The following is a 24,962-nucleotide window of genomic DNA, read 5'->3' as shown; positions in this document are numbered from 1 at the left end:
TTAAGTCAATCCGCGCATTATAAAATAGAAGCTGGACGAGGTCTTTTTACGTTTTGCTTTTTTGATTTGAACCCCTTGAGAAGATAGAACTATGTACAAAATCGTTTTCATGCGTCACGGCGAGTCCACCTGGAACCTCGATAACCGCTTCACCGGCTGGACCGACGTCGATCTGACGGAAAAGGGCATCAACGAAGCCAAGGCCGCCGGCCAGATCCTCAAGCAGGAAGGTTTTACGTTCGACGTGGCCTACACTTCCGTCCTGAAGCGCGCCATTCGCACCCTGTGGCTGGCGCTCGACGAGATGGACATGATGTATCTGCCGATCAAGAACGACTGGCGCTTGAACGAGCGCCACTACGGCGCCCTGCAAGGCCTGGACAAGGGCGAGACAGCTGCCAAGTATGGCGACGAGCAAGTGCTGGTATGGCGCCGCAGCTACGACACGCCGCCGCCGCCGCTGGCGGAAGACGACGAGCGCGCCTCGTTCAACGATCCGCGCTACGCCGGCTTGCCGAAAGCGTCGATTCCGCTGACCGAATGCCTGAAAGACACCGTGGCGCGCGTGATGCCGGCCTGGGATGAAGAAATCGCCCCGGCCATCCGCGCCGGCAAGAAAATCATCATTTCGGCCCACGGCAACAGCCTGCGCGCGCTGATCAAGATGCTCGATGGCATCAGCGACAGCGACATCGTCGGCCTGAACATCCCGAACGGCCAGCCGCTCGTGTATGAACTGGACGCCGACCTGAAACCGATCCGTCATTACTACCTGGGCGACCCGGCAGCGATTGCGGCAGCGCAAGCAGCCGTGGCGAACCAAGGGAAGGCCAAGTAACTTGTTGTCTTTCTTCCGCGGCACAGCGATCGCCCCCTCTGCTGAACGACCCCTGCCGGCGTGGCGCGCCGGCGCCATGCTGTGCGCAGCGCTGCTCTTCTCGAGTGGTGCCGCACAGGGTGCCAAGCCCACCGAACGCAGCAAGCAGAAGGCGGCCGCGGAAGCACAACGTGCTGGATTGCAACAAAAGCTGACGGCGCTCAAGCGCGACATCAGCCGCACGGAAAGCGCCAAGGATGACGCGGCCGATACCCTGGCCGAGTCGGAAGAGGCCATTTCCAACGCCAACCGCGCCTTGCGCGACCTGGCGCAGGAACAAAGCGCGACGGGCGTGAAACTCAATGCGCTGGGGCAGGAGCACCAGCAATTGACGGCCACCGTCGAGAAACAGAAGACGCAGCTGTCAAAGTTGCTGCGTGAACAATATGTCGCCGGCAACGAAGACCGCATCAAGCTGCTCTTGTCGGGCGACAACCCCAACCGCATCAACCGCGACTTGCAATTGATGGCCTATGTGTCGCAGGCACAGGCGCGCCTGCTGGAAGCCTTGCGCGCCAACTTGCTGGCCGTGGAGAAAAACCAGGCGGACGTGCAGAACGCCAAGGATGAACTGGAAGAAATCGCGCAGGAAGAGCGCGACCAGAAGGCCTTGCTGGTGCAGGAGAAGGCGCGCCGCGCCGCCTTGCTGACGAGCTTGTCGCAGCGCCTGGTGGCGCAGCGCAAGGAAGTGGGCAATGTCGAGCGCGACGAACAGCGCATGGGCAACCTGGTCGACAAGCTGGCGAAACTGATCGAAGAGCAGGCCGCCGCCGAGAAAAAGCGCCAGGAATTGCTGGCCGAGCAACGGGCCGCCGCGAAAGCGGCCGCCGACGCCAGGATCGCGGCGGAAAAGCGCGAACGCCAGCTGGCCGCGCGCGCCAAGGCCGCTCAGGCGCAGGCCGAACGAGAACGCCTGGCGAAAGAACAACAAAACAAATCGGGCAAGATCAAGCCGCAGACGCCGCCACCGCCGCCCGTGAAGCTGGAACCGATCGACGACGACGAGCCGCCGCAAGTGGCCAAGGTGGCGCCGAAGCCGGAACCGAAGCCGGAACCGGAGCCGGAACGCCCGAGCCTGGGCCCGGCCGCGCCGGCCGGCGCCTTTGCCAGCCTGAAAGGTCAGCTGCGCGCGCCCGTGGCGGGCAAGATCGCCGCCCGCTTCGGCAGCAAGCGCGGTGACGGTCCCAGCTGGAAGGGCGTGTTCATCCGCACGGGCGAAGGCAGCGAGATCCACGCCATCGCCGGCGGGCGCGTGGTGTTTTCCGACTGGCTGCGCGGTTTCGGCAATTTGATCATCGTCGACCATGGCGGCCAGTACATGAGTATTTATGGCAATAACCAATCCTTGCTGAAACGGGTGGGCGACGCCGTCAAGGGCGGCGACGCCATCGCCAGCGCGGGCAACAGCGGCGGCAACGAGGAATCAGGGCTATACTTTGAATTGCGTCATCAGGGCCGCGCCTTCGATCCCGCCACCTGGGTGAAGTTTTAAGTTCCCACCATTGCTGCGGCAGCGAATTTGTAGATTGCGAAGAATACATGGGTATCAAAGTCAAAAGTATCGGCCTGATCGGTCTGGGCGTCCTGGCCGGCATCGGCATGTCGCTGCAGTTCCCGGCCGTGGCGCAGAAAATCACGAATGCCCCGCTGCCGCTCGACGAGCTGCGCCAGCTGTCCGACGTCTTCGGCCTGATCAAGACCGATTACGTCGAGAAGGTGGAAGACAAGAAACTCCTGACGGAAGCCATCTCCGGCATGGTCTCGTCGCTGGACCCGCATTCCGTCTACCTGGATAAAAATGCCTTCAAGGAAATGCGCGAAAGTGTGCAGGGCAAGTTTGTCGGCATCGGCATCGAAGTGAGCATGGAAGACGGCTACGTGAAAGTCGTCTCGCCCATCGAGGACAGCCCGGCCGCCAAGGCCGGCATCCTGGCGGGCGATTTGATCACCCGCCTCGACAACATCCCGCTGAAAGGCTTGCAGCTGGAAGAAGTCATCAAGAAGATGCGCGGCCAGCCGGGCACCAAGCTGGTGCTGACGATGTCGCGCAAGGGCGAAAGCAAGCCGCTGGTCTTCCCCATCGTGCGCGAGGAAATCCGCGTGCAAAGCGTGAAGGCCAAGATGGTCGCGCCTGGTTACGCCTGGCTGCGCATCGCCCAGTTCCAGGAACCGACCGTCGAGGACATGGTCAAAAAGATCAACGCGCTGTATGCGCAAGACCCCAAGCTCAAGGGCCTGGTGCTGGACTTGCGCAACGATCCCGGTGGCGTCGTGCCGGGCGCCATCGGCGTGGCGACCGCATTCCTTCCGGGTAACTCCGTGATCGTCTCGACCAAGGGTCAGTTGCCCGAGTCGAAACAGGTGTTTTATGGCCGCCGCGAATTCTATGCGCCGCCGGGCGCCAAGGCCGATCCGCTGGCCAAGCTGCCGGCCGCGCTGAAAACCGTGCCGCTGGTGGTGCTGGTCAATGCCGGTTCCGCGTCCGCCTCGGAAATCGTCGCCGGCGCCCTGCAGGATTACCAGCGCGCCACCGTCATCGGCACGCAGACGTTCGGCAAGGGCTCCGTGCAAACCTTGCGCCAGATCACGGCCGACACGGCCGTCAAGCTGACGACGGCCCGCTACTACACGCCGAAAGGCCGCGCCATCCAGGCGCGCGGCATCGTGCCCGACTTGCTGGTCGATGAAACGGCCGAGGGCGACGGCTGGAACAGCCTGCGCGTGCGCGAGGCGGACCTGGAAAAACATCTGAGCAGCAACGATGGCAAGCCGGAAGCGGCCAAGCCGACCATGGAAGGCATGCAGGATCAGCTGGAAGAAGAGCAGCGCCTGATTGCCACGGCGAAAAAGCGCAAGCCGCTCGAATACGGCGCCAAGGACGATTTCCAGCTGCAGCAAGCCTTGAACCACTTCCAGGGCTTGCCGGTGCAGCTGGCCAAGGCCGATGCCAAGGTGGAGAAGATCGGCGCCAAGCCGGAAATCGCTTCCGACATCAAGGCCGAAGACAAGAAGATTCCTGTGCAAAAACCGTAGTCGCCGCCATGAACGACGCTCAACTGCTGCGCTATTCGCGCCATATCCTGCTGGACCAGATCGGCATCGAAGGCCAGCAAGCCTTGCTCGACGCGCATGTGCTGGTGATCGGTGCGGGCGGGCTCGGCTCCCCGGCGGCCATGTATCTGGCCGCCAGCGGCGTCGGCAAGCTGACCCTGGTCGATGACGACACGGTCGATCTGACCAATCTGCAGCGCCAGATCGCCCACACCACGGCGCGCGTGGGCCAGCCGAAAGTGCTGTCGGCGCGCGAAACCTTGACCGGCATCAATCCCGAGATCGACATCATCGCCTTGCAGGAGCGTCTCGACGGCGCGCGCCTGGACGAACTGGTCTTGTCGGCAACGGTGGTGCTCGACTGCACCGACAACTTCGCCACGCGCCACGCCGTCAACCGCGCCTGCGTGGCGGCCGGGGTGCCGCTGGTGTCGGGCGCCGTGATCCGTTTCGACGGGCAAGTGAGCGTGTTCGACCCGCGCACGGGCACCCAGCCCTGCTATTCCTGCCTGTTTCCACAGGAGCAGCAGTTCACGGACGAGGCGTGCTCGACCATGGGCGTGTTCGCGCCGCTGGTGGGCGTGGTGGGCGCCATGCAGGCGGCCGAGGCCTTAAAGCTGATCATGGGCGCGGGGGAATCCTTGGCCGGGAGGCTGCTGCTGCTCGACGGTTTGCACATGGAATGGAGCAGCATGCGCGTCGCGCGCGACCCCGGCTGCGCCGTTTGCGGCAAAGTGGTCTTGCCGGCCTGACAGGCCCCCGCACAAATTTTTCCCCATATGACAGGCTTTGTCATATTTCCGCTTTATACTCTGCTCTCATTACTCACCTTCTTCTCCCTTTCTTATGCAAAACGCAGCAAACCATCCGATACGCCAGCGCCGCGCGCGCGGCTTTACTTTGATCGAAATCATGGTCGTGGTGGTGATCATGGGCATCCTCGCGTCGCTGGTGGTGCCCAAGCTGATCGCCCGCACGGGCGAGTCGAAAGTGGCGGCGGCGAAGGTCGACATCGCCACCGTGATGCAAGCCTTGAAACTGTATCGCCTGGATAACCAGCGCTACCCGACCACCGAGCAAGGCTTGCAGGCGCTGATCGAAAAACCGACCACGGGACCGGCCGCGAACGGCTGGAAGGCGGGCGGCTACCTGGAAAAGATGCCGAAAGATCCATGGGGCAACCCATACCAGTATCTGTCGCCGGGCGTGAAGGGCGAAGTCGACCTGATCTCGCTGGGCGCCGACGGGCAGCCTGGCGGCAGCGGTGACGATGCCGATATCGGTTCCTGGGAACTGTAAGTTTTCCATTGCATGCCTGCCATGAGCACCGGTCGCGCACTGCCCCGGCCACGCGCCAGCGGCTTCACGCTGATCGAGCTGCTGGTGGTGATGGTCATCATCGGCGTCACTCTGGGCCTGGTGTCGCTGAACGCCATGCCGAATGGCCAGCAGGCGCTGCAAAAGGAAGCCGAGCGCATCGCCCTGCTGCTGCAGCTGGCGCGCGATGAAGCCATCGTGCGCAGCCGACAAGTGGCGTTCGAGGCGGACGACAATCAATACCGTTTCCTGGTCCTCAATGAAAAGCTGTGGCAACCCGTGACGCAGGACGATTTGCTGCGCGAGCGCGCGTTTGCCAACACGCCCATGCTGCTCAGCGTGCAGCCGTCGAACAGCGTGGCCCAGCCGCTGCGCATCATTTTCGGCCGTGAACCGGTCGACAAGCCCTTCGTGCTGACCCTGGCCAGCGGCGAGCGCAGCGTGGCCATCCGCGCCGACGGCATCGGCCACTTCACGGTCGAGCAATGATGCGGCGCTCGTTTCGCCGCCAGCGCGGCTTCACTTTGCTGGAAGTCCTCGTCGCCCTCGTCATCGTCGGCACGGCCCTGGGCGCGTCCTTGCGCGCCGTCGGCAGCCTGACGCAGAACAGCGACGGCTTGCGCAGCGCCATGATGGCCACCTGGTCGGCGGAAAACCACCTGGTGCGCTTGCGCCTGGCAAAGACCTTCCCGCAGACGGGCAAGCGCACGGTCGACTGCCCGCAGGGCGACCTAAAGCTGATCTGTGAAGAGGAAGTGGTGGCCACGCCGAATCCCCGCATCCGGCAAGTGCGCGTCAACGTGTATGACGTGCAATATCCGGCCCGGCGCATCGTGCGCCTGGTTTTGTTGGCCTTCAACGACTGATGGCGCGCCGCCCTGTCCCCGCTGGTGGTTTCACCCTGATCGAGCTGCTCGTGGCGATCGGCATCCTGGCCATGGTCGCCGTGCTGGGCTGGCGCGGCCTGGACAGCATCATGCGCTCGCGCGAAGTGCTGACCAGCCAGCTCGAGCAGGCGCGTGGCATGCAGCTGGCGTTTGCCCAGATGCAGAGCGATTGCGACCACCTGGCCGGCGCCGGCCAGAACAACAACCTGCTCAATGGCCGCGTCAACCTGACAGCGGAAAACGACCGCCTGACCCTGGTGCGCCTGGCCGCGTCGGAGCAGGAGCCGCAGCAGTTGCAAGTGGTCACTTATCGCCTGCGCGGCGGCGTGCTGACGCGGCGCGAGTCGAACGGCACGCGCGACCTGGCCGTGCTCGACACCCTGTGGCAGGCGGCGCGCGACGATACCGATACCTCCAGCGCCGACGTGACGCTGATGCGCGGCGTCGACAGCATGGTCATGCGCGGCTGGAGCAACGGCGCCTGGAACGTGCTGACGGCGGGCGCCACCATCTCCACGCAAGTGCCGGGCCTGGAAGTGACCTTGCAGATGCCGGGCCAGGACGCGGGCCTGTCCAAAGTCTTTTTACTGGGACCGGGATGAAGCGTTTTTCCTTTCCTGCTCGCCAGCGCGGCGTGGCCGTCATCACGGCCCTGCTGCTGACGGCGCTGGCCATCACCGTCGTCGCCAGCCTGTTCTGGCAGCAGCAGGTGCAGGTGCGCTCGATGGAAAACCAGCGCCTGCGCCTGCAGACGCAGTGGGCCATGCGCGGCATGGTCGACTTCGCGCGCTTCTGGCTGCGCCAGGACAATCCCATGCTGACGGCGCTCGATGGCGTGTGGGCCACGCCCATCGAGGAAGCGCGGCTCGACGATTACGTGGACCGCGAAAAGGTCGACACGGAAAAATTCGACGCCACCGTCTCGGGCCGCGCGCTCGATGCGCAGGCGCGTTTCAATATCACCAACCTGGCCACCGCCACGGGCATCGTCAGCCAGCCCTACGTGCAGGCCTACCAGCGGCTGCTGTCCAACCTGCAGCTCGATAGTTCCCTGGCGCAGGCGACGGCCGATGCCGTGCTGCGCGCGCGGCCGAAACCGCGCGCCGCCGGCAGCGATGGCAAAACGCCCGCCGCCCCCGCCGCCACGGGCGGCAGCAGCGAACCGGTGGCGTTCACGCAAGTCGAGGACTTGCTGGCCGTGCCCGGCTATACGCCGCAAATCATCGAAAAGCTGCGCGATTTCATCATCGTGCTGCCGGAAATCACGCCCGTGAATGTGAATACGGCGCCGGCCGAGGTGCTGGCGGCCGTGACGATGCTGTCGCTGTCCGAAGCCAGCGCGCTGACCTTGAGCAATCCGCGTAAAAAGTTTGTCGATTTTGCAAACTTCAAGAATAATATCAATGGCAGTGTGATTGAGGGCGTCGAGCTGGACGTGAAGAGCCGCTACTTCCTCACCGTCATCCGCGTGCGGCTGGACCGCGCCGCCCTCGATGCCGTGGCGCTCGTCAATCGTAAAACGGATCCGCAGCGCACCACCAGCCTGGTCTGGCTGCGGGAAAATTAACAGCTGAAAGCGAGTCACTTTGACAATATTGTATATCCGTCACCCGGCCAAGGCGTCCACCGACAGCGCGCCTGCCTGCTCCTTCATGCTGGCCGGCGACGGCGGCGCCTTGCTGCAGCAGGGCAGCGCGCCGCTGCGCAGTCTGGGCCAGCTGATCGCTGGCGCGAAGCAGGTGGTGCTGCTGCTGGCGGCGGCCGACGTGACCCTGCTGCGCCTGAAAACCCCGCCGCTGGCCGGCGCCCGCCTGCGCGCGGCCTTGCCGGGCCTGGTGGAAGAACACATCCTCGGCGACGCCCAGGATTGCCTGCTGGCCGCCGGTGCGCCCGACGCTGCCGGCATGCGCACGGTGGCCGTGGCGCAGCGCGCCTGGGCCGAGGTACTCGTGCAAGCCTTGCTGGCGCAGGGTGCGCGCAAGGTGGCGCTGCTGCCGTCGCAGCTGTGCCTGCCCTTGCAGCCGGGTAGCGTGACGGCCGCCCTGCAGGCCAGCGGCGACGGTCTGGAACTGGCCTTGCGCCAGGCGCCGCAAGAGGGGCTGGGCCTGGTCTTGCCTGCCCAGCCGCAGCAGGCGCTGCTGACGACGCGCGCGTTTGCCGGCGATGTGCCCCTGACGGTGTACGTGGCGCAGGCCGAGCTGGCGCAGTATCAACAGTTGGCCGCCGGCATGGATGGCGTGACGGTGGCGCCCGACCACTGGGCGCACTGGATCGCCGGCGCCAAGGGCGCGGGGCTGGACCTGGCCGGCGCGCTGGGCACGGCGACGGGATCGGCCACCGAGTGGCGCCGCTGGCGCTGGCCCATCCGTCTGGCGCTGCTGGCCGTGGTCGTCAACCTGGCCGGCATGAATATCGAATGGATGCGTTTGAAGCGCGAGGCGGCCACCGTGCGCACCTCGATGCAGCAAACCTTCAAGGCCGCGTATCCGAACGAAGCGCCCGTGTATGGACTGGAAGCGGAGCAGATGCGGCGCAATATCGCCGCCGCCCGCCTGCAAAGCGGGCAGGCAAGCATGGATGACTTCACCAGCATGAGCGCGGCCCTGGGCGAGGCGCTGGGCGGCTTGGCCGGGCGCGGCGTGGTGGCCTCGCTGGAATACCGCGAGCGCAGCCTGATCGTCAAGCTGAAGCCGGACATGGTCGACGCCAGCGCCCAGGCACAGGTGCGCGACGGCCTGGCCGCGCGCAAGCTGGCCTTGAATGAAACGGCGCCTGGCGTGTGGAAGATCACGCCGGCCACGGGAGCAAAAGCATGAGTGCAGCAGTGAACAAGGCGCGCGCCGCGTGGATAGGGCGGCAGCAGGCCGTGCAGGCCTTCTGGGCCGAGCGCACGCAGCAGGAGCGCAAGCTCTTGAGCATCGGCGGCGTGGTGGCGGGGCTGGCCCTCGTCTACGCCGTGTTTTTCGAGCCGGCCTGGAACGGCCGCATCGCCTTGCAAAAGAGCTTGCCCGAGCTGCGCCAGAACGCGGCCCAGCTGCAGGCGCTGGCGCGTGAAGCGGGCGAACTGGCGCGCCAGGCGCCCGTGCAGGTGGCAAGCATGAGCCGCGAAAGCCTCGACGCCTCGCTCAAGGCGCGCGGCCTGGCGCCGCAATCGCTGTCGCTGACGGGAGAGTACGCGCGCGTGCAGTTGAACGGCGTGCCGTTCGCCAGCGTCATGCTGTGGCTCGACGGCTTGCGCCGCGAAGGCCGCATCGCCGTGCAGGAAGCGAAGATCACGGCGCAGGGCAAGGCGGGCCTGGTCGACGCCAGCCTGACCCTGCACCAGAGTCCGGGCGCGGCGCGATGATGCGCCTGCTTGGCTGGCTGCTGGCCATCATCGTCAGCGTCTGCGTCACCCTGCTGGTGTTTTTCCCGGCCGGCTGGGTGGCGGGCATTGTGGAAAAGCAGACGGGCGGACGTTTGACCTTGGGCGACGCGCAAGGTACCCTGTGGCGCGGCTCGGCCTTTATCGGCGGGGCGGCCAGCGCGAACGGCGCCGTGACGCCCCTGCTGCCGGGGCGTTTCAGCTGGCGCATTTCGCCCTCGGTGCTGTGGGGATCGGCGGACGTGGAACTGCAGAACCCGCAGGCGCTGTCGCAGCCGGTGAACCTGCGCGGCTCGTGGTCGCATTGGCAAGTCAGCCCGGCGGCCCTGCTGCTGCCGGCCGACGGCCTCGGCGGTCTCGGTGCGCCGTTGAATACCGTGGCGCCGACGGGCAGCATGCGCCTGTCGTGGAGCACCTTGCAGCTGGCCCTGGAGCAGCGGCAGTTTTCCGCCATCGGCCGTACCACCCTGCAGATGACGGACATGGCGTCGCGCCTGTCGTCCCTGCGTCCGCTGGGCAGCTACGAACTCGATTTCGATTGGCAGGGGCAGCAGGCGACGTTGACACTGCGCTCCATCAAGGGACCGCTGCTGCTTGACGGCAGCGGCAGCCTGCAACAGGGGCGCATGCAGTTTTCCGGCCAGGCCCAGGCCGCAGCAGGATATGAAGAGACCTTGGCGAGTTTGTTGAATTTGCTGGGACAGCGCCGTAGCAATAGCGAAAAAAACATCATCGCCTTAGAGTTCAGACAATGAAAAAACCATCCGTGAGCCCAATTACCTCCACCTTCTCGCTGCGCCGCCTGTCGGCCGCCGCCTTGCTGTGCTGTTCCGTGGCCGGCATGCCGGCGCCCGTCTGGGCCGCGCCCGGCGATGAGGCGGCGCTCAATTTCGTCGGCGCCGACATCGAATCGGTGATCAAGGCGGTGGGCCATTACACCAACATCAATTTCGTCATCGACCCGCGCGTCAAGGGCACGATCACCCTGGTGTCGGAAAAGTCGATCAGCAAGTCGCAGGCCTTCGGGCTGCTGGCCTCCGCCTTGCGCCTGCAGGGCTATGCCGTGGTCTCCGGCGACGGCTATGCGAAGGTGGTGCCGGAAGCGGACGCCAAGCTGCAATCGGTGCCGACCCAGGTGGGCAATGGCAGCAGCCAGGTGAAGGGCGACCAGATCGCCACCCAGGTGTTTTACCTGAACTACGAATCGTCGGCCAACCTGCTGGCCGTGCTGCGCCCCCTGATTTCGCCGAACAACACGATCAACGCCAACCCGGGGAACAACTCGCTGGTGATCACCGATTACGCGGATAACCTCAAGCGCCTGGCGAAGATCATCGCCGCGCTCGACGTGCCCGCCTCGACGGATCTGGACGTGATCCCCGTGCGCTATGCCATCGCGTCCGACCTGGCCTCGATGGTGAATAAACTGATGGAAGGCGGGAATGCGGGCGCCGCCGCAGGGGCAGACGCAGGCAAGGTCTCCGTGCTGGCCGACCCGCGCACCAATTCGCTGGTGCTGCGCGCGCCGTCGGCGGCGCGCGCCAACCTGGCCAAGTCGCTGATCTCGAAGCTGGACCAGCCCACCACGCAACTGGGCAATGTGCACGTGGTGTACCTCAAAAATGCGGACGCCACCAAGCTGGCGCAGACCCTGCGCTCGGTGGTGACGTCGGACGGCACGGCCGCCACGGCGCAGCAGGGCGTCGGCAACCAGAATACGAACAATCAGATCAACCAGAACAACAGCGGCATGAACAGCACTGGCCTGGGCGGCAATACGCAAAGCGGCACCACGGGCGGCGCATCGCTGAGCAACGGGCCGCAGCAGCTGTCCTCGGGCGGGGCGGCCGGTTTCATCCAGGCCGACGCTTCCACCAACACCCTGATCCTGACCTGCAACGAAGCCGTCTACCGCAACCTGCGCGCGGTGATCGACCAGCTCGACGTGCGCCGCGCCCAGGTCTACATCGAGGCGCTGATCGTCGAAGTGACGTCGGCCAAGGCCTCCGAATTCGGCGTGCAGTGGCTGGGGCTTTCCGGCGACAGCACCAGCAACTACCGCGTGGGCGCGCTGCAGTCGTTCGCTTCGGGCACCACCAACAACATCGGCGCCATCGCCACGGGCGGCGGCAAGGTCTTGCCGACGGGCGGCCTGACCCTGGGCATCTTCAAGCAGATCAACGGCGCGCTGGGCCTGGGCGCCGTGGCGCATGCGCTGGAATCGGACGGCAACGCCAACATCCTGTCGACGCCGAACTTGATTACCCTGGACAACGAGCTGGCGACCATCAAGGTGGGCCAGAACGTGCCTATTCTGACGGGCCAGTACACGAGCACGGCCGGCACCAACACGAATCCCTTCCAGACCATCGACCGCAAGGAAGTGGGCCTGACCCTGAAGGTGCGTCCGCAGATTTCCGAAGGCGGCACGATCAAGCTGGGCATCTATCACGAGACGTCGAGCGTGGACAAGTCCACGTCGACGGCCGTCAGCGGCATCACCATCAACAACCGCGTGATCGAAAACAATGTGCTGGCCGACGATGGCCAGATCATCGTCTTGGGCGGCCTGATCGAGGACAGCACGGGCGACAATGCCGAGAAGGTGCGCGGCCTGGGCGACATTCCCGTGCTGGGCAACCTGTTCAAGTACCAGACGCGCGAGCGCAAGAAAACCAATCTGATGATCTTCCTGCGCCCCGTCATCGTGCGCAACAAGGAGCAGAGCGGCAGCCTGGCGGCCGACCGCTACGACTACATGCGCTCGGCCGAGACGGCCGCCGTGCCGGCCACGGGCAACCTGATGCTGAAAGACCTCGGTACGCCGGTGCTGCCGGCCCTGCAGAATGGCCAGCCTGTGGGCGGCAACATGGTGACGCGTCCCGTGCCGCCAGCGCCGACGCCGCCGCCAGGCGCACCGGCCAACGCGGCCACGCCGCCGCAGCCGCTGCTGCAGCAATACCAGCAGCAGCCGCAGCCGCAGCAGCAGAAGTGATGGGGCAGTCATGAGCAATCTGCTTCCCTACGCCTACGCGCGCGATTTCGGCCTGCTGGCCCGGCCCGGCGCGCAGGACGGCGCTCCCGTCGAGGTACTGGTGGCCGCATCGACGGCGCCGGCGGCCATTGCCGAAGTGTCGCGCCGTTTCGGCCAGATTCAATTGACGGTGCTGCCGCGCGGCGAGCTTGATGCGGCCATTGCCGGCGCCTACGCGGGCGGCGGCGGCGACGCCTCGCAGATGGCCGATGAATTCGACGCCGACCTCGATCTGACCAAGCTGCTGCAGGACGTGCCGGCCATCGAGGATTTGCTCGAATCGTCCGACGACGCGCCAGTCATCCGCATGATCAATGCTTTGCTCACGCAGGCGCTGCGCGAAGGCGCGTCCGATATCCATATCGAGCCGTTCGAGCAGACCTCCGTCGTGCGCTTTCGCATCGACGGCAGCCTGCGCGACGTGGTGCGTCCCCGCAAAGCCATCCACGGTTCGCTGATCTCGCGCATCAAGATCATGGCGCAGCTCGACATCGCGGAAAAACGCCTGCCGCAGGACGGCCGCATCACCCTGCGCGTGGGCGGCAAGCCCGTCGACGTGCGCGTCTCGACCCTGCCCACGGGGCATGGCGAACGGGCCGTATTGCGCTTGCTGGACAAGGAAGCGGGCCGCCTCGATCTGCAGCACCTGGGCATGAGCGCGCCCATGCTGGCGCAGTTCGATGGCCTGATCACGCAGCCGCACGGCATCGTGCTCGTCACGGGCCCCACCGGCTCGGGCAAGACGACGACCTTGTATGCGGCGCTGTCGATGCTCAACGCCACGACGACGAATATCCTGACGGTGGAAGACCCGATCGAGTACGACCTGGCCGGCGTGGGCCAGACGCAAGTCAATCCGCGCATCGACATGACCTTTGCCAAGGCGCTGCGGGCGATTTTGCGGCAGGATCCCGACGTGATCATGATCGGCGAGATCCGCGACCTGGAAACGGCGCAGATCGCCGTGCAGGCGTCGCTCACGGGCCACCTGGTGCTGGCGACCCTGCACACGAACGACGCGTCGGCGGCCGTCACGCGTTTGCTCGACATGGGCATCGAACCGTTCCTGCTGTCCTCGTCTTTGCTCGGCGTGCTGGCGCAGCGGCTGGTGCGCAAGTTGTGCGGTTCGTGCAAGACCTTCGATGGTCAATACTGGCAGGCGGTTGGCTGCGAACATTGCGGCCAGACGGGCTACCAGGGCCGCGTGGGCGTGTATGAATTGCTGCGCACGACGGAGCAGATCCGCGCGCAGATCCACAACCGCGCTTCGGAAGCGGAAGTGCGCGCCGTGGCCCTGCAGGACGGCATGACGAGCATGCGCGAGGATGGCGAACGCTGGCTGCGCGACGGCACCACCACGCAGGCCGAATTGCTGCGCGTGACCAAAGACTAGGCCCGCCACCATGCCCGCATTCCGCTATGAAGCCGTCGACGCGCAAGGCGCCACCCGCAAGGGCGTGCTCAATGCCGACAGTCCCCGTTCCGCGCGCGCCGAGCTGCGCGTGCAAGGCCTGGTGCCGCTGGCCGTCGAACCGATCGCCGCGCAGGTCGACGCCGCCGGCGTGACCAGGCGGCGCGGCTTCGGCGAGCGCCTGTCCAGCACCGAACTGGCCCTGTTTACGCGCCAGCTGGCCAGTTTGCTCGAAGCGGGCCTGCCGCTGGAGCAGGCCTTTTCCGCGCTGCTGGAACAGGCCGAGCGGCCGTATCTGCGCGACCTGATCGCCTCGATCCGCTCCGAAGTCATCGGCGGGGCCGCGTTTTCCGACGTGCTGGCGCGCCATCCGCGCGACTTCGCGGAAATTTACCGGGCGCTGGTGGCGTCGGGCGAGCAGATCGGCCATTTGTCGCGCGTGCTCTCGCGCCTGGCCGACTACATCGAACGGCGCAATGCGCTGGTGCAGAAGGTCAAGCTGGCGTTTACCTATCCCGCCATCGTCACGGTGGTGGCGTTTTCCATCGTCATTTTCCTGCTCACCTACGTGGTGCCGCAGATCGTCTCCGTGTTCGCCAACACCAAGCAAAAGCTGCCCATGCTCACCGTGATCATGCTGGCGCTGTCGGACTTTGTGCGCAACTACGGCATCGTCGTGGCGATTGCCCTCGCCGGCGCCTGGTTCGCCTGGCGCCGCGCGCTGCAGCAGCCGGCATTGAAGCGGCGCTGGCATACCTGGCTGCTGACGGCGCCTTTGTACGGCAAGTTCGAACGCAGCCTGAATACGGCGCGCTTTGCCAGCACGCTGGCCATCACCACGGGGTCCGGCGTGCCGATCCTGCGCGCGCTCGACACCAGCCGCGACACCTTGACCAACGTGGCGATGCAGGAACTGGTGGCTGACGCCAGCGGCGCCGTGCGCGAAGGCGTGAGCCTGGCGCGCGCGCTGTCGGCGCAAAAGCATTTTCCGCCCATGCTGATCCACATGATACGCGCGGGCGAAATCACGGGCGAGCTGCCGGCCATGCTGGAACGCGCGGCCAGCGCGCAGGAGCAGGACCTGGAACGCCGCACGCTCACCATTGCCGGCCTGCTGGAACCGGCCCTGATCCTGGCCATGGGCGTGGTGGTGCTGCTGATCGTGCTGGCCGTGCTGATGCCGATTATCGAAATCAATCAGCTCGTCAGATAAGAAAACCAAGGAAGCCATGAAGCGTTTGCCTCAAGTTACAAGTTTGCTCGCCGTCGTGGCGCTGTCGGTGTCGCTGGCCTACTGGGCCATGCAGCTGTTCAAGGCGCCGCAGCGCCCCATCAATCCGCCGGCCGTGCCGGTGGTGCAGGATGCCAGCGTGGAGGCGGGCGCCTCGCTGTTCGGCGGCCAGGTCAGCGTGGCCACGGCCAGCAATTATCAGCTCAAAGGCGTGGTCGCCGCCGGCAATGGCCGCGGCAGCGTGGCCATCATCTCGACCGATGGCAAGCCGTCCGTGGCCTTGCCGGAAGGCGCCGAGGTGGTGCCCGGCGTGACGGTGCTGGAAGTGCATGCGCGCCACGTGCTGCTGCGCGATGGCGGCGTAAGCAAACGCATCGACCTGGTGGCCGACGACAAGGCGCTGGCCTTGCCGGCCCCCGTGTCCGCCGCCCCCGCGCCGGCCCCGGCCCCGGCCCCGGCCCCGGCAACGAACCTGGTGCCGCCGCCGCTGCCGATGGAACAGCAGCGTCCGGCGACCGTCATGCCCGCACCGCCGCAGGTGACCACCAGTACGCCGCCGTCGAATTAACGCTAATTCACGCTGTTCTTATCGTATTTTGCCGATGGCGTCATGCCGCCATCGCGACAGGAGTCTTCATGTTCTCGATCCGTGCCGTCCTGGCGGGCTGCGTGGCGGCGCTGTGCGTCTTGCCGCAAGCCGGCGCCGCCGCTGATGTTCCCGCTGCCGCCGCTTCCTCCGCTCCCGCCCTGGCCGTTGCCGCGCCGGCGCGTCCGCGCATCGCCCTCGTGCTGTCGGGCGGCGGCGCGCGCGGCCTCGCGCATATCGGCGTACTGAAAGTGCTGCAGGAGCTGCACGTGCCGATCGACATGGTCGTGGGCACCAGCATGGGCGGCGTGGTGGGCGGCGCGTATGCGGCCGGCGCTTCCGTGGCGGACCTGGAAAAGATGGCGCGCGAGACCAACTGGGCGCGCGTGGTGGCCGACCGGCCGCCGCGCGACGAACTGGCGTTCCGCCGCCGCGAGGAAGATTTATTGCTGCCGTCGCGCATCGAGTTCGGCACCAGCCGCAACGGTATTTCCACGCCGCCGGCGGCGGCCAGCAATGCAGCCCTGGAAATGGCCTTGAACCGGCTGCTGCCGGCCGGCATGCGCGACCGTCCCGCCAGCCAGCTGCCGCTGCCCTTCCGCTCGGTGGCGTCGGACCTGGTCAATGGCGAGCTGGTGGAACTGGTCGATACGCCCCTGTTCCTGTCGATGCGCGCCTCGCTGGCCGTGCCTGGCGTGTTTGCTCCCGTGCGCGTGAACAACCGCCTGGTGGTCGATGGGGGGCTGGTGCGCAACCTGCCCGTCGACATGGCGCGCGCCATGGGCGCCGACATCATCATCGCCGTCAACGTGGGCACGCCGCTGGCGCCGGAAAAAGAGCTGGGCAGCGCCATCGGCGTGGCGCAGCAGATGCTGCAGATCCTCACGGAGCAGAACGTGCAGCGCTCGCTCAAGGAGCTGCAGCCGCAGGATATCCTGGTGGCGCCGGATTTGACGGGCGTGAGTTTCCTTGACTTTGAAAACTATGCGCGCGCCATGCGCGCCGGCGAACAGGCGGCGCAGGCGCTGGCCGCCCGCCTGGCGCCGCTGGCGCTGTCGCCGGAACAGTATGCGGCGCGCGAACAGCTGCGCCTGGCCGCGCCGGCCCTGCTGGACGTGGCCCTGCCGCTCACGCGCCTGGCCGTGGAGAGCGAAGGCGACATCAACCCGCGCATCCTGCAGGCGCAATCGGGCCTGGTCGAAGGACAGTCGGTCAGCCAGGAAGATGTGCTCAAGGCGGCGGCCAGGCTGTATGGCCGCGGCGACGTGGCGCGCGTGGAGACGGAAGTGGTCGATGCGGGCGAGCAGCGCGCCGTGAGCATCAAGGCGGTCGAGGCGCCGTGGGCCAGCAACCGCCTGCGCGTGGGCCTGGAGCTGTCCAGCGATTTCAGGGACAGCAACAGCTTCGCCCTGAAGCTGCTGCACGTGCGCTCGAACCTGAACAGCTGGGGCGGCGAATTGCGCAGTACGGCGCAGATCGGCAATGCGCGCGGCTATGGCGTGCAGTTCTGGCAGCCGCTGGGCGCCGGCAATCCGTGGTACATCGCGCCGCAGCTGCAGTACACCTCGTCGGCGATGGACGTCTTCGACAAGGGCCGGCGCAGCGCCCGCCTGACGTACAACGGCCAGACGGCGGCGCTGGTGCTGGGGCGCGAGTTCGGCACCTGGGGCGATCTGCAGTTCGGCGTCACGCGCACGGAGATCAGGGGCAAGCTGGCGATACCGGCCGATCCCACGCAGCCCGAGTCGCGTGCGCTGGGCACCACCCAGTTCGTCCAGTTCCGCGTCGATACGCTCGATTCGCCCGGCTTCCCCACGCGCGGCGCGCTGCTCGACGCCACCTGGACGCGCGCCTCGACCACGGGTTCGGGCGAAGCGGCGCTGGGCCGTTCCTCGCTGTCGGCATTGAAGGCGTTTGGGCGTGGCAACTGGGCCGGCCACGTGTATGGCGAATGGGCGCGCGCGCAGCGCGGCGAGGCGCCGCTCAGCCTGGGCGGTTTCCTGCGCCTGTCCGGCACCGATTTCGAATCCGTGAGCGGGCGCAGCATCGCCCTGGCGCGCTTCGTGATGGCGCGTCGCATCGGTTCGCTGCCCAGCACCCTGGGCGGCGCCGTGCGGGCCGGCTTTTCGCTGGAGATGGGCGGCGGCTTCGATCCAAGCGAGCGCTGGAAGGCCAGCAAGTTCACGCAGGCCAGCAGCGCCTTCATCTCCGTCGATACGCGCTTCGGTCCCGTGTACGTGGCCTCGGGCGCATCGAAGGGCGGCGAGAGTACGTTCTACCTGTTCCTGGGACCGGTCTGGTAAGGAGTGCCCGGCGCGGCGGGGGCCGTGCTGCGGCGCAGGGCCGTGAAGGCGGCAAATTCCCATGAGCGAAAGCCCAGCAGCAGGGTAAAGCCATCGCGCTCGACTGGAGCCAGGCGCCGGTCGTTCTGGTGCAGGCGCGCCAGTTCCTCGGCCAGCTGGCGGATCTTCTGTACCAGCTCCTGCGCGCTCGACAGCGACAGGCGCGCCGGGATGCACATCAGGGTCTCGCCGGCGCCGTCGAAATGCCCGCTGAAATAATCGGCCACCACATATTCGCGGAAGTACTGCTGCACCGGCCCGTCGGCCAGCCAGTGGAAGGCGTTCGAGACGCGCAGGCTGTAACGGTTCAGCGGCTTAAGTTCGATCAAACCCAACCGGTCCAGTTCGGCCAGGCAGCCGATGCATTCGGCCTGCGTCAGCGCATACGTTTCTACCACCTGCTCCAGGCTCCAGTGGCCGAGGCAGCAGATCGCCACCAGCAGCAGGCGCGGATGCGCCACCAGCGACTTTTCCTGCACCAGGGTGAGCGTGTCGGCATGCGGCGTGATGTCGGCCGCGCCGCGCAGCACGTCTTCCATGGCGATGCCCGATGCTTTGCAGATCAGGGCCAGGCGCGACAGCGACATGTCGTGTTGGCCAAACATGCGCTTGACGCTCGACTCGCTCATGCCGATGCGTTCGGCCAATACCTTGTATGTGATGCCGGCGGCGCGCAGTTGCGTGCGCAGCACGCGCAAAACCAGTTCAGGTGAACTCACGGAATATCCTTTTTGGTAAGTTTGGTAGCGGGTGGCGGTACCGAATGTAGCCTTGAATGGCACTTTGCACAAGGAGATAGTACTTTACGGCAAAAAAGATGACACTCCCGCTTGTGGCTCGCGCAGCGCGCTACAACCAGGCAATCCATTCACTTGTAGAGGTTATCCATGTTCCCATCCTTCCGTTTCCCCGCAGCGCTGCTGGCGCTGGCCACCATCGCTCCCTTGCACGCCGCCGCCGCCGAACCTGCACCGGGTCCCTTCTATGCGGGTGCCAGCTATGGCTTTCGCGCCAGCACAGGCCTCGATTGCATCGCCGGGCAAAGCGATTGCGACAAAAGCAGCAAGCGCAATGGCAAGGCCTACGTGGGTTACAGTTTCGACGCGTTGCCGTTTCAGGGCGGCGTGGCCGTGCCTTCGATTGAACTGGTGGGGTACATGGGTGGCGAGGTCAAGTCCGGCTTCGATACGGACGCCGGCAAGCGCGCTGGCCGCGGCAAGTTCACGGGCCTTGGCATCCAGGGCGTGCTCGGCTACCAGTTCGACGCCTTTACCCTGAGCGGGCGCGCCGGCGCGGCGTACACGCAGGGCAAGGTCGATTATCTGGGCGGCGGTTCGGACAAGAAGGACAAGATCGGCCTGACTTACGGCATCGGCGCGGCGTATGCGCTGAACAAGAACTGGTCGCTGCACCTCGACTGGGACCGCGTGCCGGTCAAATACAGCAGCAAGCAAACGACCAAGGTCGACATGTTTTCGCTGGGCGCGTCCTATCGTTTCTAAGGGGATGATGCTGCGGCACACAGTGGCCTGATGGCGGACGCCCCGGAACGGGGTGTCCGCGGGCGGCCTGAAATGCCCATGGCGGCGTTGCACGGCCTCGCCGTATTACTCATACTGTCTTCGTCCATGCGCCTTGCCATGGACCTTTCCAGATCAGTCTTTGACGTCAACTTTCAACAGCAATTTCGCCAGCAGGCGTTTTTCCTGCTGGCGCTGGCCTGACACGGTCTTCACGTGCGCGCCGGCGGTGCGCTGCAGGGCGGCCGTGGTGACGGGGTTGCGCGGTTTCTGCGAGGGTTCGACGCGGAACTGCATTTTCTGCCGCGTCGCCAAGGCCTTGTTTGCCATCGGTCCCTCCTTGATTACAGCACGTAGCGCGACAGGTCCTCGTTGACCGACAGCGCTTCCAGGCGTTCGTTGACGTAGGCCGCATCGATCACCAGCAGGTTTTCCGTGCTGCTGCTGCCTTCGCTGGCCGTAAACGACACTTCTTCCAGCAGTTTTTCCATCACCGTGTGCAGCCGGCGCGCGCCGATGTTTTCCGTGCGCTCATTGACCGAATAGGCGATTTCCGCCAGGCGCGTGATGCCTTCCGGCGCGAATTTCAAGGTCAGGTTTTCCGTCGCCAGCAAGGCTTCGTACTGCATCGTCAGACAGGCGTCGGTGCTGGTGAGAATGCGCTCGAAGTCCGCAATCGACAGCGATTCCAGTTCCACGCGGATGGGGAAGCGCCCCTGCAGTTCCGGGATCAGGTCCGACGGCTTCGACAGGTGGAACGCGCCCGAAGCGATGAACAGGATGTGGTCCGTGCGGATCATGCCGTACTTGGTGTTGACGGTCGTGCCCTCGACCAGCGGCAGCAGGTCGCGCTGCACGCCCGCGCGCGAGACGTCGGCGCCGCCCGATTCCGAGCGCGAGGCGATCTTGTCGATTTCGTCGAGGAAAACGATGCCGTTTTGCTCGACGTTCTGGATGGCCTTCTGCTTCAGCTCATCTTCGTTGAGCAGCTTGGCCGCTTCTTCCTCGACCAGCAGTTTCAAGGCTTCCTTGATCTTGACCTTGCGCGCCTTCTTGCGCTGCCCGCCCACGCCCGAGAACATGGACTTGATCTGCTCCGTCATTTCCTCCATGCCCGGCGGCGCCATGATTTCCATCTGCGGGCCTGCCTCGGCCAGTTCGATCTCGATTTCCTTGTCATCGAGCTCGCCCTGGCGCAGTCGCTTGCGGAAGGTCTGGCGCGTGCTGTCGCCGCTGCCGCTGTCCACGGCCGCTGGCGTATTCGGCGTGAAGCCGAAGTCGCGCGCCGGCGGCACGAGAATGTCGATCACGCGGTCTTCGGCCGCATCTTCGGCGCGGGCGCGCACCTTCTTCATTTCCAGCGCGCGCGTCTGCTTGATGCCGATGTCGATCAGGTCGCGGATGATGGTGTCGACGTCGCGGCCCACATAACCGACTTCGGTAAATTTGGTCGCCTCGATCTTGATGAACGGCGCCTCGGCCAGCTTGGCCAGGCGGCGCGCGATTTCCGTCTTGCCGACGCCCGTGGGGCCGATCATGAGGATATTTTTTGGCGTGATTTCATGGCGCAGGGGCTCGGCCACCTGCTGGCGGCGCCAGCGGTTGCGCAGGGCGATGGCGACGGCGCGCTTGGCCTTGGCCTGGCCCACCACGTGCTTGTCGAGTTCGGTGACGATTTCCGACGGGGTCATGTTCATGATCATAGTTGGCTTTCTATCTTTCTTTTGCGTAGAGTGCCCGAAAAACGTTCAGGGCAAGGCGCTTGGCCGCAGGCAGTACCTTTTTGTACGCCCAGGCCAGGCAACGCAGCCATGGGCGTTTTCTCGGGGACGCTTAGTCGAGGGTTTCGATGATGTGGGACATATTCGTGTAGATGCAGAGTTCCGCGGCGATGGTCAGCGATTTCCTGACCACGTCGGCCGGCGACAAATCCGTGTTTTCCTGCAGCGCCTTGGCGGCCGACTGGGCGTAGGTGCCGCCCGAGCCGATGGCGCCGATGCCGTCTTCCGGTTCCAGCACGTCGCCATTGCCCGTGATGACCATGGTCGACTCGCTGTCGGCCACCAGCAGCATCGCTTCCAGGCGGCGCAGCACGCGGTCGGTGCGCCAGTCCTTGGCCAGTTCGACGGAGGCGCGCAGCAGATTGCCCTGGTGTTTTTCCAGTTTGCCTTCAAATCGGTCGAGCAGGGTAAAAGCGTCGGCGGTGCCGCCGGCAAAGCCGACCAGGACCTTGCCCTGATACAACTTACGCACTTTGCGGGCCGTGCCCTTCATGACGATGTTGCCGAGCGTGACCTGGCCGTCGCCGCCCAGGGCGACTTGCTTGCCGCGCCGGACGCAGAGGATGGTGGTGCCGTGAAATTGTTCCATAGTGACCTCAAAAAATTCGTGCCGATGCGTGCAAGGCCATGCGATTGCGCGCCCATGGCTCAAAAGTGGGGATGGAAAAGGCAATTGCAAGCGGCAGTGCCTGCTTCAGTGTAGTCGGCGCGGGACGAAAAAAAAGCACGCAACCGAAGGTTACATGCTTTTTTATCGCTGTCACGCGGCTGCCGGGGCGGCCGCGTCAGGGGAGGGCGATCAGTCGCCGTAGAGTTTTTGCTTCAGTTCGCGCCGTTGCTGGGCTTCCAGCGACAGCGTGGCGGTCGGACGGGCGATCAGGCGCGGGATGCCGATAGGCTCGCCCGTTTCTTCGCACCAGCCATAGTCGCCGGCGTCGATGCTGGCGATCGATTGCTGCACTTTCTTCAGCAATTTGCGCTCGCGGTCGCGCGTGCGCAGTTCCAGCGCATGCTCTTCCTCGATGGTGGCGCGGTCGGCAGGGTCCGGTACGAGCACGGTTTCACGCAAGTGTTCCGTGGTTTCGCCGGCGTTTTTCAGCAGGTCTTTTTCGAGCTGCTGCAGGCGCGCCTTGAAGAATGCCAGTTGTGCCGGATTCATGTAGTCATCTTCGCTCATGGCGCGAATTTGGTCTTCGCTGATGAGAGGGATGTCTTGGTTGGCGGCCGGGGTCGATTTATTAGTTTTGGTCATAACTTCGCTTACCTTCGATACGACAGAGTTTTCAAATTGATCAGTTGATGCGGCGATACCGAGCAACTGTACAGGTTCCGCTTGGCATTGCTGTCCCGCTGTACTGCGTGCGACCTTGGCTTGCCGGCGAAAGCCAGGACTACCGGCCGGCCATGGTGCCATGTTGATAACTTTTTACCGCTCTATGCCAGTCGCGCTATGCGCGCGTCAACAGGCGTGTTGGGTGGATCGGTTGCATGCCTGGCATGCGGCCAGCGGCAGTTTGCCAGCATTTTATGACAGGCGAACGACATGGGCCGTTTTCGTCGCTGATTTTGGCACGCTTTGCCTTATATTGCCATCCCGATTTGTTGACTAGCCGATCAGGGACGGCTACTTGTTGGTTTATGCCAGCAAGATGGGTGTCGGGCAGCGGGAAAGCGTGCTTAACTTTCCCTTATGTTTCTGCTTTGCAAAGGATACTTTGCAAAACCCGGCTAGTTTATACCAAACATTGTTCGAGTCCGCGAATAAAAATGTCTTTTGGTAGATTCTTGCCAATAAATACCATTTTGCTGCCGCGCACTTCGTTTTCTCCCCATTTGGCGCCCAGGTCGCTGCCCATCAGCTGGTGCACGCCCTGGAAGACCACCTTGCGTTCGGCGCCCTGCATCAGCAGTACGCCCTTGTAGCGCAGCATGCGCGGGCCATACACTTGCACCAGGCCGCCAAGGAACTCGTCGAGCTTGGCGCTGTCGAACGGTTGCGTGCTCTTGAAAACAAAGGCGGCGATGTCGTCACTGTGCTGCGCATGGTGGTGGTCGGCATGGCCGCAATCGGTGGCGCAGGCGTCGCTGTGCTCATGCGCGTGCTCATGCGCCTTGTCATGGTCATGTACGTGCGCCGTCTCTGTCTCCAGGAAATCCGGGTCCAGTTCCAGTTTTTCATTCAGGTTGAAACCGCGGATGTCGAGCACTTCGGCCAGCGGCGCGCGGCCGAAATCGACCTTGGCGACGGGCGCGCGCGGATTGATGCGTTTCAGGCGGCGCGTCAGGGCGGCCACGTCTTCTTCACTGACGAGATCGGTTTTCGACAGCAGCAGCTTGTCGGCAAAGCCCACTTGCCGCTGGGCTTCCTCGTATTCATCGAGTTGCTTCATCGCATGACGCGCATCGACCACCGTGATGATGGCGTCGAGCATGTAGTGGCTACCCACTTCTTCGTCGACAAAGAAGGTCTGCGCCACGGGGCCCGGATTGGCCAGGCCCGTCGTTTCAATGACGACGCGGTCGAACGCCAGCAGGCCGGCGTCGCGCTTGCGCGCCAGTTCCGTCAAGCCCACGATCAGGTCGCCGCGCACGGTGCAGCAGATGCAGCCGTTGTTCATCTCGATGATGTGCTCGTTGCTATCCTGCACCAGGATTTCATTGTCGATGTTTTCCTGGCCAAACTCGTTTTCGATCACGGCGATGCGCATGCCGTGGTCTTCCTGCAGTATGCGGTTGAGCAAGGTGGTTTTGCCTGCGCCCAGGAAGCCGGTGAGGATGGTGGTTGGAATCAGTGCCATGAAGGATGCCTATGCTGTAATCGGTGGTGCCGCCGCGCAAGCGGAAGAATGCGGACGATTATGCCGGAATTTTGCAAAAGCTTGCAAATGCGCGCCGATCCGCTTGATATGGATCAGGCTGGCCAAGGGGCGCGGCCTACTTGACCTTGGCGCGCGGGTGCGCCTGGTCGTATACGTGCGCGAGATGCTGAAAATCGAGGGCCGTGTAGACCTGGGTCGAGGTGATGCTGGAATGGCCCAGCATTTCCTGCACGGCACGCAAGTCGCCCGACGATTGCAGCACATGCGAAGCGAACGAGTGGCGCAGCACGTGCGGGTGCACATTCGCGGGAATGTCGGTCGCCAGCGCGTGCGCCTTCAGGCGCAGCTGCAGCACGCGCGGCGAGATGCGCGTGCCGCGCGTGCTTAAAAACAAGGCAGCGCTGCCATCGCTTGCCGGCGGGCGCACGGCCAGCCAGGCCGTCAGGGCCACGAGGGCCGCCTTGCCGACCGGCACCTTGCGCATCTTGTTGCCCTTGCCTGTGACGATGACTTCGAAGCTGGCCATGTCGAGCCAGCCCAGCGAGGCCTCCCGGCCGTTCTCGGCCTTGCAGTAATGGGTGTCCAGGCTGGTCAGTTCGGACACGCGCAAGCCGCTTGAATACAGCAGCTCGAACATGGCGCGGTTGCACAGTTGCTCCGGCTCGGCGGCGCCTTGCTGGTGTTGCGCGGGCGCCACGAGGCGCACGGCGTCGTCCACCGACAAGGCTTTGGGCAAGGTCTT

At 64.9% G+C, this 24,962-nt stretch carries 25 protein-coding genes; 18 read left to right on the top strand and 7 right to left on the bottom strand.

Going from position 1 to position 24,962, the window contains the following annotated elements:
- Positions 1-91: 91 nt before the first annotated feature.
- The 17 genes from gpmA to ACQ4W4_RS15385 all read left to right on the top strand — a co-directional run bounded on the left by gpmA (position 92) and on the right by ACQ4W4_RS15385 (position 18,061).
- Entirely contained in the window at positions 92-838 is a 747-nt protein-coding gene (gpmA, locus tag ACQ4W4_RS15465; protein WP_436542748.1) for a 2,3-diphosphoglycerate-dependent phosphoglycerate mutase, read from the top strand.
- A gap of 76 nt (positions 839-914) precedes the next feature.
- Positions 915-2,369 carry a murein hydrolase activator EnvC family protein gene (locus tag ACQ4W4_RS15460; RefSeq protein WP_436543006.1) on the top strand — a complete coding sequence of 485 codons (1,455 nt, stop codon included), beginning with the start codon at positions 915-917 and terminating at the stop codon, positions 2,367-2,369.
- A gap of 47 nt (positions 2,370-2,416) precedes the next feature.
- Entirely contained in the window at positions 2,417-3,910 is a 1,494-nt protein-coding gene (locus ACQ4W4_RS15455; RefSeq protein ID WP_436542747.1) for a S41 family peptidase, read from the top strand.
- Between the two features lie 8 nt (positions 3,911-3,918).
- Positions 3,919-4,680, top strand: a complete 762-nt coding sequence (locus ACQ4W4_RS15450; RefSeq protein WP_436542746.1) for a HesA/MoeB/ThiF family protein — start codon at positions 3,919-3,921, stop codon at positions 4,678-4,680.
- 94 nt (positions 4,681-4,774) lie between these two features.
- A complete protein-coding gene (gspG, locus tag ACQ4W4_RS15445) occupies positions 4,775-5,227 on the top strand; it encodes a type II secretion system major pseudopilin GspG (RefSeq protein WP_070220887.1) in 453 nt (150 codons plus the stop codon).
- 12 nt (positions 5,228-5,239) lie between these two features.
- Positions 5,240-5,734, top strand: coding sequence for a GspH/FimT family pseudopilin (locus tag ACQ4W4_RS15440; protein ID WP_436542745.1), 495 nt, complete (start codon positions 5,240-5,242; stop codon positions 5,732-5,734).
- Positions 5,734-6,111, top strand: coding sequence for a type II secretion system minor pseudopilin GspI (gene gspI, locus ACQ4W4_RS15435; protein WP_436542744.1), 378 nt, complete (start codon positions 5,734-5,736; stop codon positions 6,109-6,111). Before ACQ4W4_RS15440 ends, gspI begins: the two co-directional genes overlap by 1 nt.
- The gene (locus ACQ4W4_RS15430) at positions 6,111-6,734 is read left to right on the top strand and encodes a PulJ/GspJ family protein (protein WP_436542743.1); all 624 of its coding nucleotides are present in this window, start codon (positions 6,111-6,113) and stop codon (positions 6,732-6,734) included. Before gspI ends, ACQ4W4_RS15430 begins: the two co-directional genes overlap by 1 nt.
- A complete protein-coding gene (gene gspK / locus ACQ4W4_RS15425) occupies positions 6,731-7,699 on the top strand; it encodes a type II secretion system minor pseudopilin GspK (protein ID WP_436542742.1) in 969 nt (322 codons plus the stop codon). The genes ACQ4W4_RS15430 and gspK overlap by 4 nt, the downstream gene beginning before the upstream one ends.
- Positions 7,700-7,718: 19 nt before the next feature.
- The gene (gspL, locus tag ACQ4W4_RS15420) at positions 7,719-8,948 is read left to right on the top strand and encodes a type II secretion system protein GspL (protein ID WP_436542741.1); all 1,230 of its coding nucleotides are present in this window, start codon (positions 7,719-7,721) and stop codon (positions 8,946-8,948) included.
- Positions 8,945-9,478, top strand: coding sequence for a type II secretion system protein M (locus tag ACQ4W4_RS15415; RefSeq protein ID WP_436542740.1), 534 nt, complete (start codon positions 8,945-8,947; stop codon positions 9,476-9,478). The genes gspL and ACQ4W4_RS15415 overlap by 4 nt, the downstream gene beginning before the upstream one ends.
- On the top strand, positions 9,475-10,251 hold the full coding sequence (locus ACQ4W4_RS15410) for a type II secretion system protein N (RefSeq protein WP_436542739.1): 777 nt from the start codon (positions 9,475-9,477) through the stop codon (positions 10,249-10,251). Before ACQ4W4_RS15415 ends, ACQ4W4_RS15410 begins: the two co-directional genes overlap by 4 nt.
- Positions 10,248-12,491 carry a type II secretion system secretin GspD gene (gene gspD / locus ACQ4W4_RS15405; protein ID WP_436542738.1) on the top strand — a complete coding sequence of 748 codons (2,244 nt, stop codon included), beginning with the start codon at positions 10,248-10,250 and terminating at the stop codon, positions 12,489-12,491. Before ACQ4W4_RS15410 ends, gspD begins: the two co-directional genes overlap by 4 nt.
- 10 nt (positions 12,492-12,501) lie before the next feature.
- Positions 12,502-13,923, top strand: a complete 1,422-nt coding sequence (gene gspE, locus ACQ4W4_RS15400; RefSeq protein ID WP_436542737.1) for a type II secretion system ATPase GspE — start codon at positions 12,502-12,504, stop codon at positions 13,921-13,923.
- 10 nt (positions 13,924-13,933) lie between these two features.
- Positions 13,934-15,154, top strand: a complete 1,221-nt coding sequence (gene gspF / locus ACQ4W4_RS15395) for a type II secretion system inner membrane protein GspF (protein ID WP_099408038.1) — start codon at positions 13,934-13,936, stop codon at positions 15,152-15,154.
- Positions 15,155-15,170: 16 nt separating this feature from the next.
- Complete coding sequence (locus ACQ4W4_RS15390) at positions 15,171-15,740, top strand: type II secretion system protein N (protein WP_436542736.1); 570 nt, start codon at positions 15,171-15,173, stop codon at positions 15,738-15,740.
- A 68-nt stretch (positions 15,741-15,808) separates the two neighbouring features.
- Positions 15,809-18,061: a patatin-like phospholipase family protein gene (locus ACQ4W4_RS15385; protein ID WP_436542735.1), complete on the top strand. Its 2,253-nt coding sequence runs from the start codon at positions 15,809-15,811 to the stop codon at positions 18,059-18,061.
- Here the strand turns inward: ACQ4W4_RS15385 and ACQ4W4_RS15380 are convergent.
- Positions 18,034-18,819: a helix-turn-helix domain-containing protein gene (locus ACQ4W4_RS15380; protein WP_436542734.1), complete on the bottom strand. Its 786-nt coding sequence runs from the start codon at positions 18,817-18,819 to the stop codon at positions 18,034-18,036. The genes ACQ4W4_RS15385 and ACQ4W4_RS15380 overlap by 28 nt on opposite strands.
- 168 nt (positions 18,820-18,987) lie before the next feature.
- Here ACQ4W4_RS15380 and ACQ4W4_RS15375 point away from each other — a divergent pair, with 168 nt between their 5' ends.
- Positions 18,988-19,602, top strand: coding sequence for an outer membrane protein (locus tag ACQ4W4_RS15375; protein ID WP_436542733.1), 615 nt, complete (start codon positions 18,988-18,990; stop codon positions 19,600-19,602).
- A gap of 153 nt (positions 19,603-19,755) precedes the next feature.
- Here the strand turns inward: ACQ4W4_RS15375 and ACQ4W4_RS15370 are convergent, their stop codons facing one another.
- The 6 genes from ACQ4W4_RS15370 to ACQ4W4_RS15345 all read right to left on the bottom strand — a co-directional run bounded on the left by ACQ4W4_RS15370 (position 19,756) and on the right by ACQ4W4_RS15345 (position 24,956).
- Positions 19,756-19,950 carry a hypothetical protein gene (locus ACQ4W4_RS15370; RefSeq protein WP_436542732.1) on the bottom strand — a complete coding sequence of 65 codons (195 nt, stop codon included), beginning with the start codon at positions 19,948-19,950 and terminating at the stop codon, positions 19,756-19,758.
- A gap of 14 nt (positions 19,951-19,964) precedes the next feature.
- A complete protein-coding gene (gene hslU, locus ACQ4W4_RS15365; RefSeq protein ID WP_436542731.1) occupies positions 19,965-21,317 on the bottom strand; it encodes an ATP-dependent protease ATPase subunit HslU in 1,353 nt (450 codons plus the stop codon).
- Between the two features lie 136 nt (positions 21,318-21,453).
- A complete protein-coding gene (gene hslV / locus ACQ4W4_RS15360; protein ID WP_436542730.1) occupies positions 21,454-21,990 on the bottom strand; it encodes an ATP-dependent protease subunit HslV in 537 nt (178 codons plus the stop codon).
- A gap of 210 nt (positions 21,991-22,200) precedes the next feature.
- Positions 22,201-22,653, bottom strand: a complete 453-nt coding sequence (dksA, locus tag ACQ4W4_RS15355) for an RNA polymerase-binding protein DksA (protein ID WP_034753066.1) — start codon at positions 22,651-22,653, stop codon at positions 22,201-22,203.
- A gap of 481 nt (positions 22,654-23,134) precedes the next feature.
- Positions 23,135-24,199, bottom strand: a complete 1,065-nt coding sequence (locus ACQ4W4_RS15350; RefSeq protein WP_436542729.1) for a CobW family GTP-binding protein — start codon at positions 24,197-24,199, stop codon at positions 23,135-23,137.
- A 136-nt stretch (positions 24,200-24,335) separates the two neighbouring features.
- Complete coding sequence (locus ACQ4W4_RS15345; protein WP_436543005.1) at positions 24,336-24,956, bottom strand: tyrosine-type recombinase/integrase; 621 nt, start codon at positions 24,954-24,956, stop codon at positions 24,336-24,338.
- Between the last annotated feature and the right edge of the window lie 6 nt (positions 24,957-24,962).

The organism is Janthinobacterium glycogeni, assembly GCF_051380725.1.
GTDB lineage: Bacteria > Pseudomonadota > Gammaproteobacteria > Burkholderiales > Burkholderiaceae_D > Janthinobacterium.
Note: the sequence above shows the minus strand (reverse complement) of the source record. Positions and strands in the feature narration are given on the sequence as shown.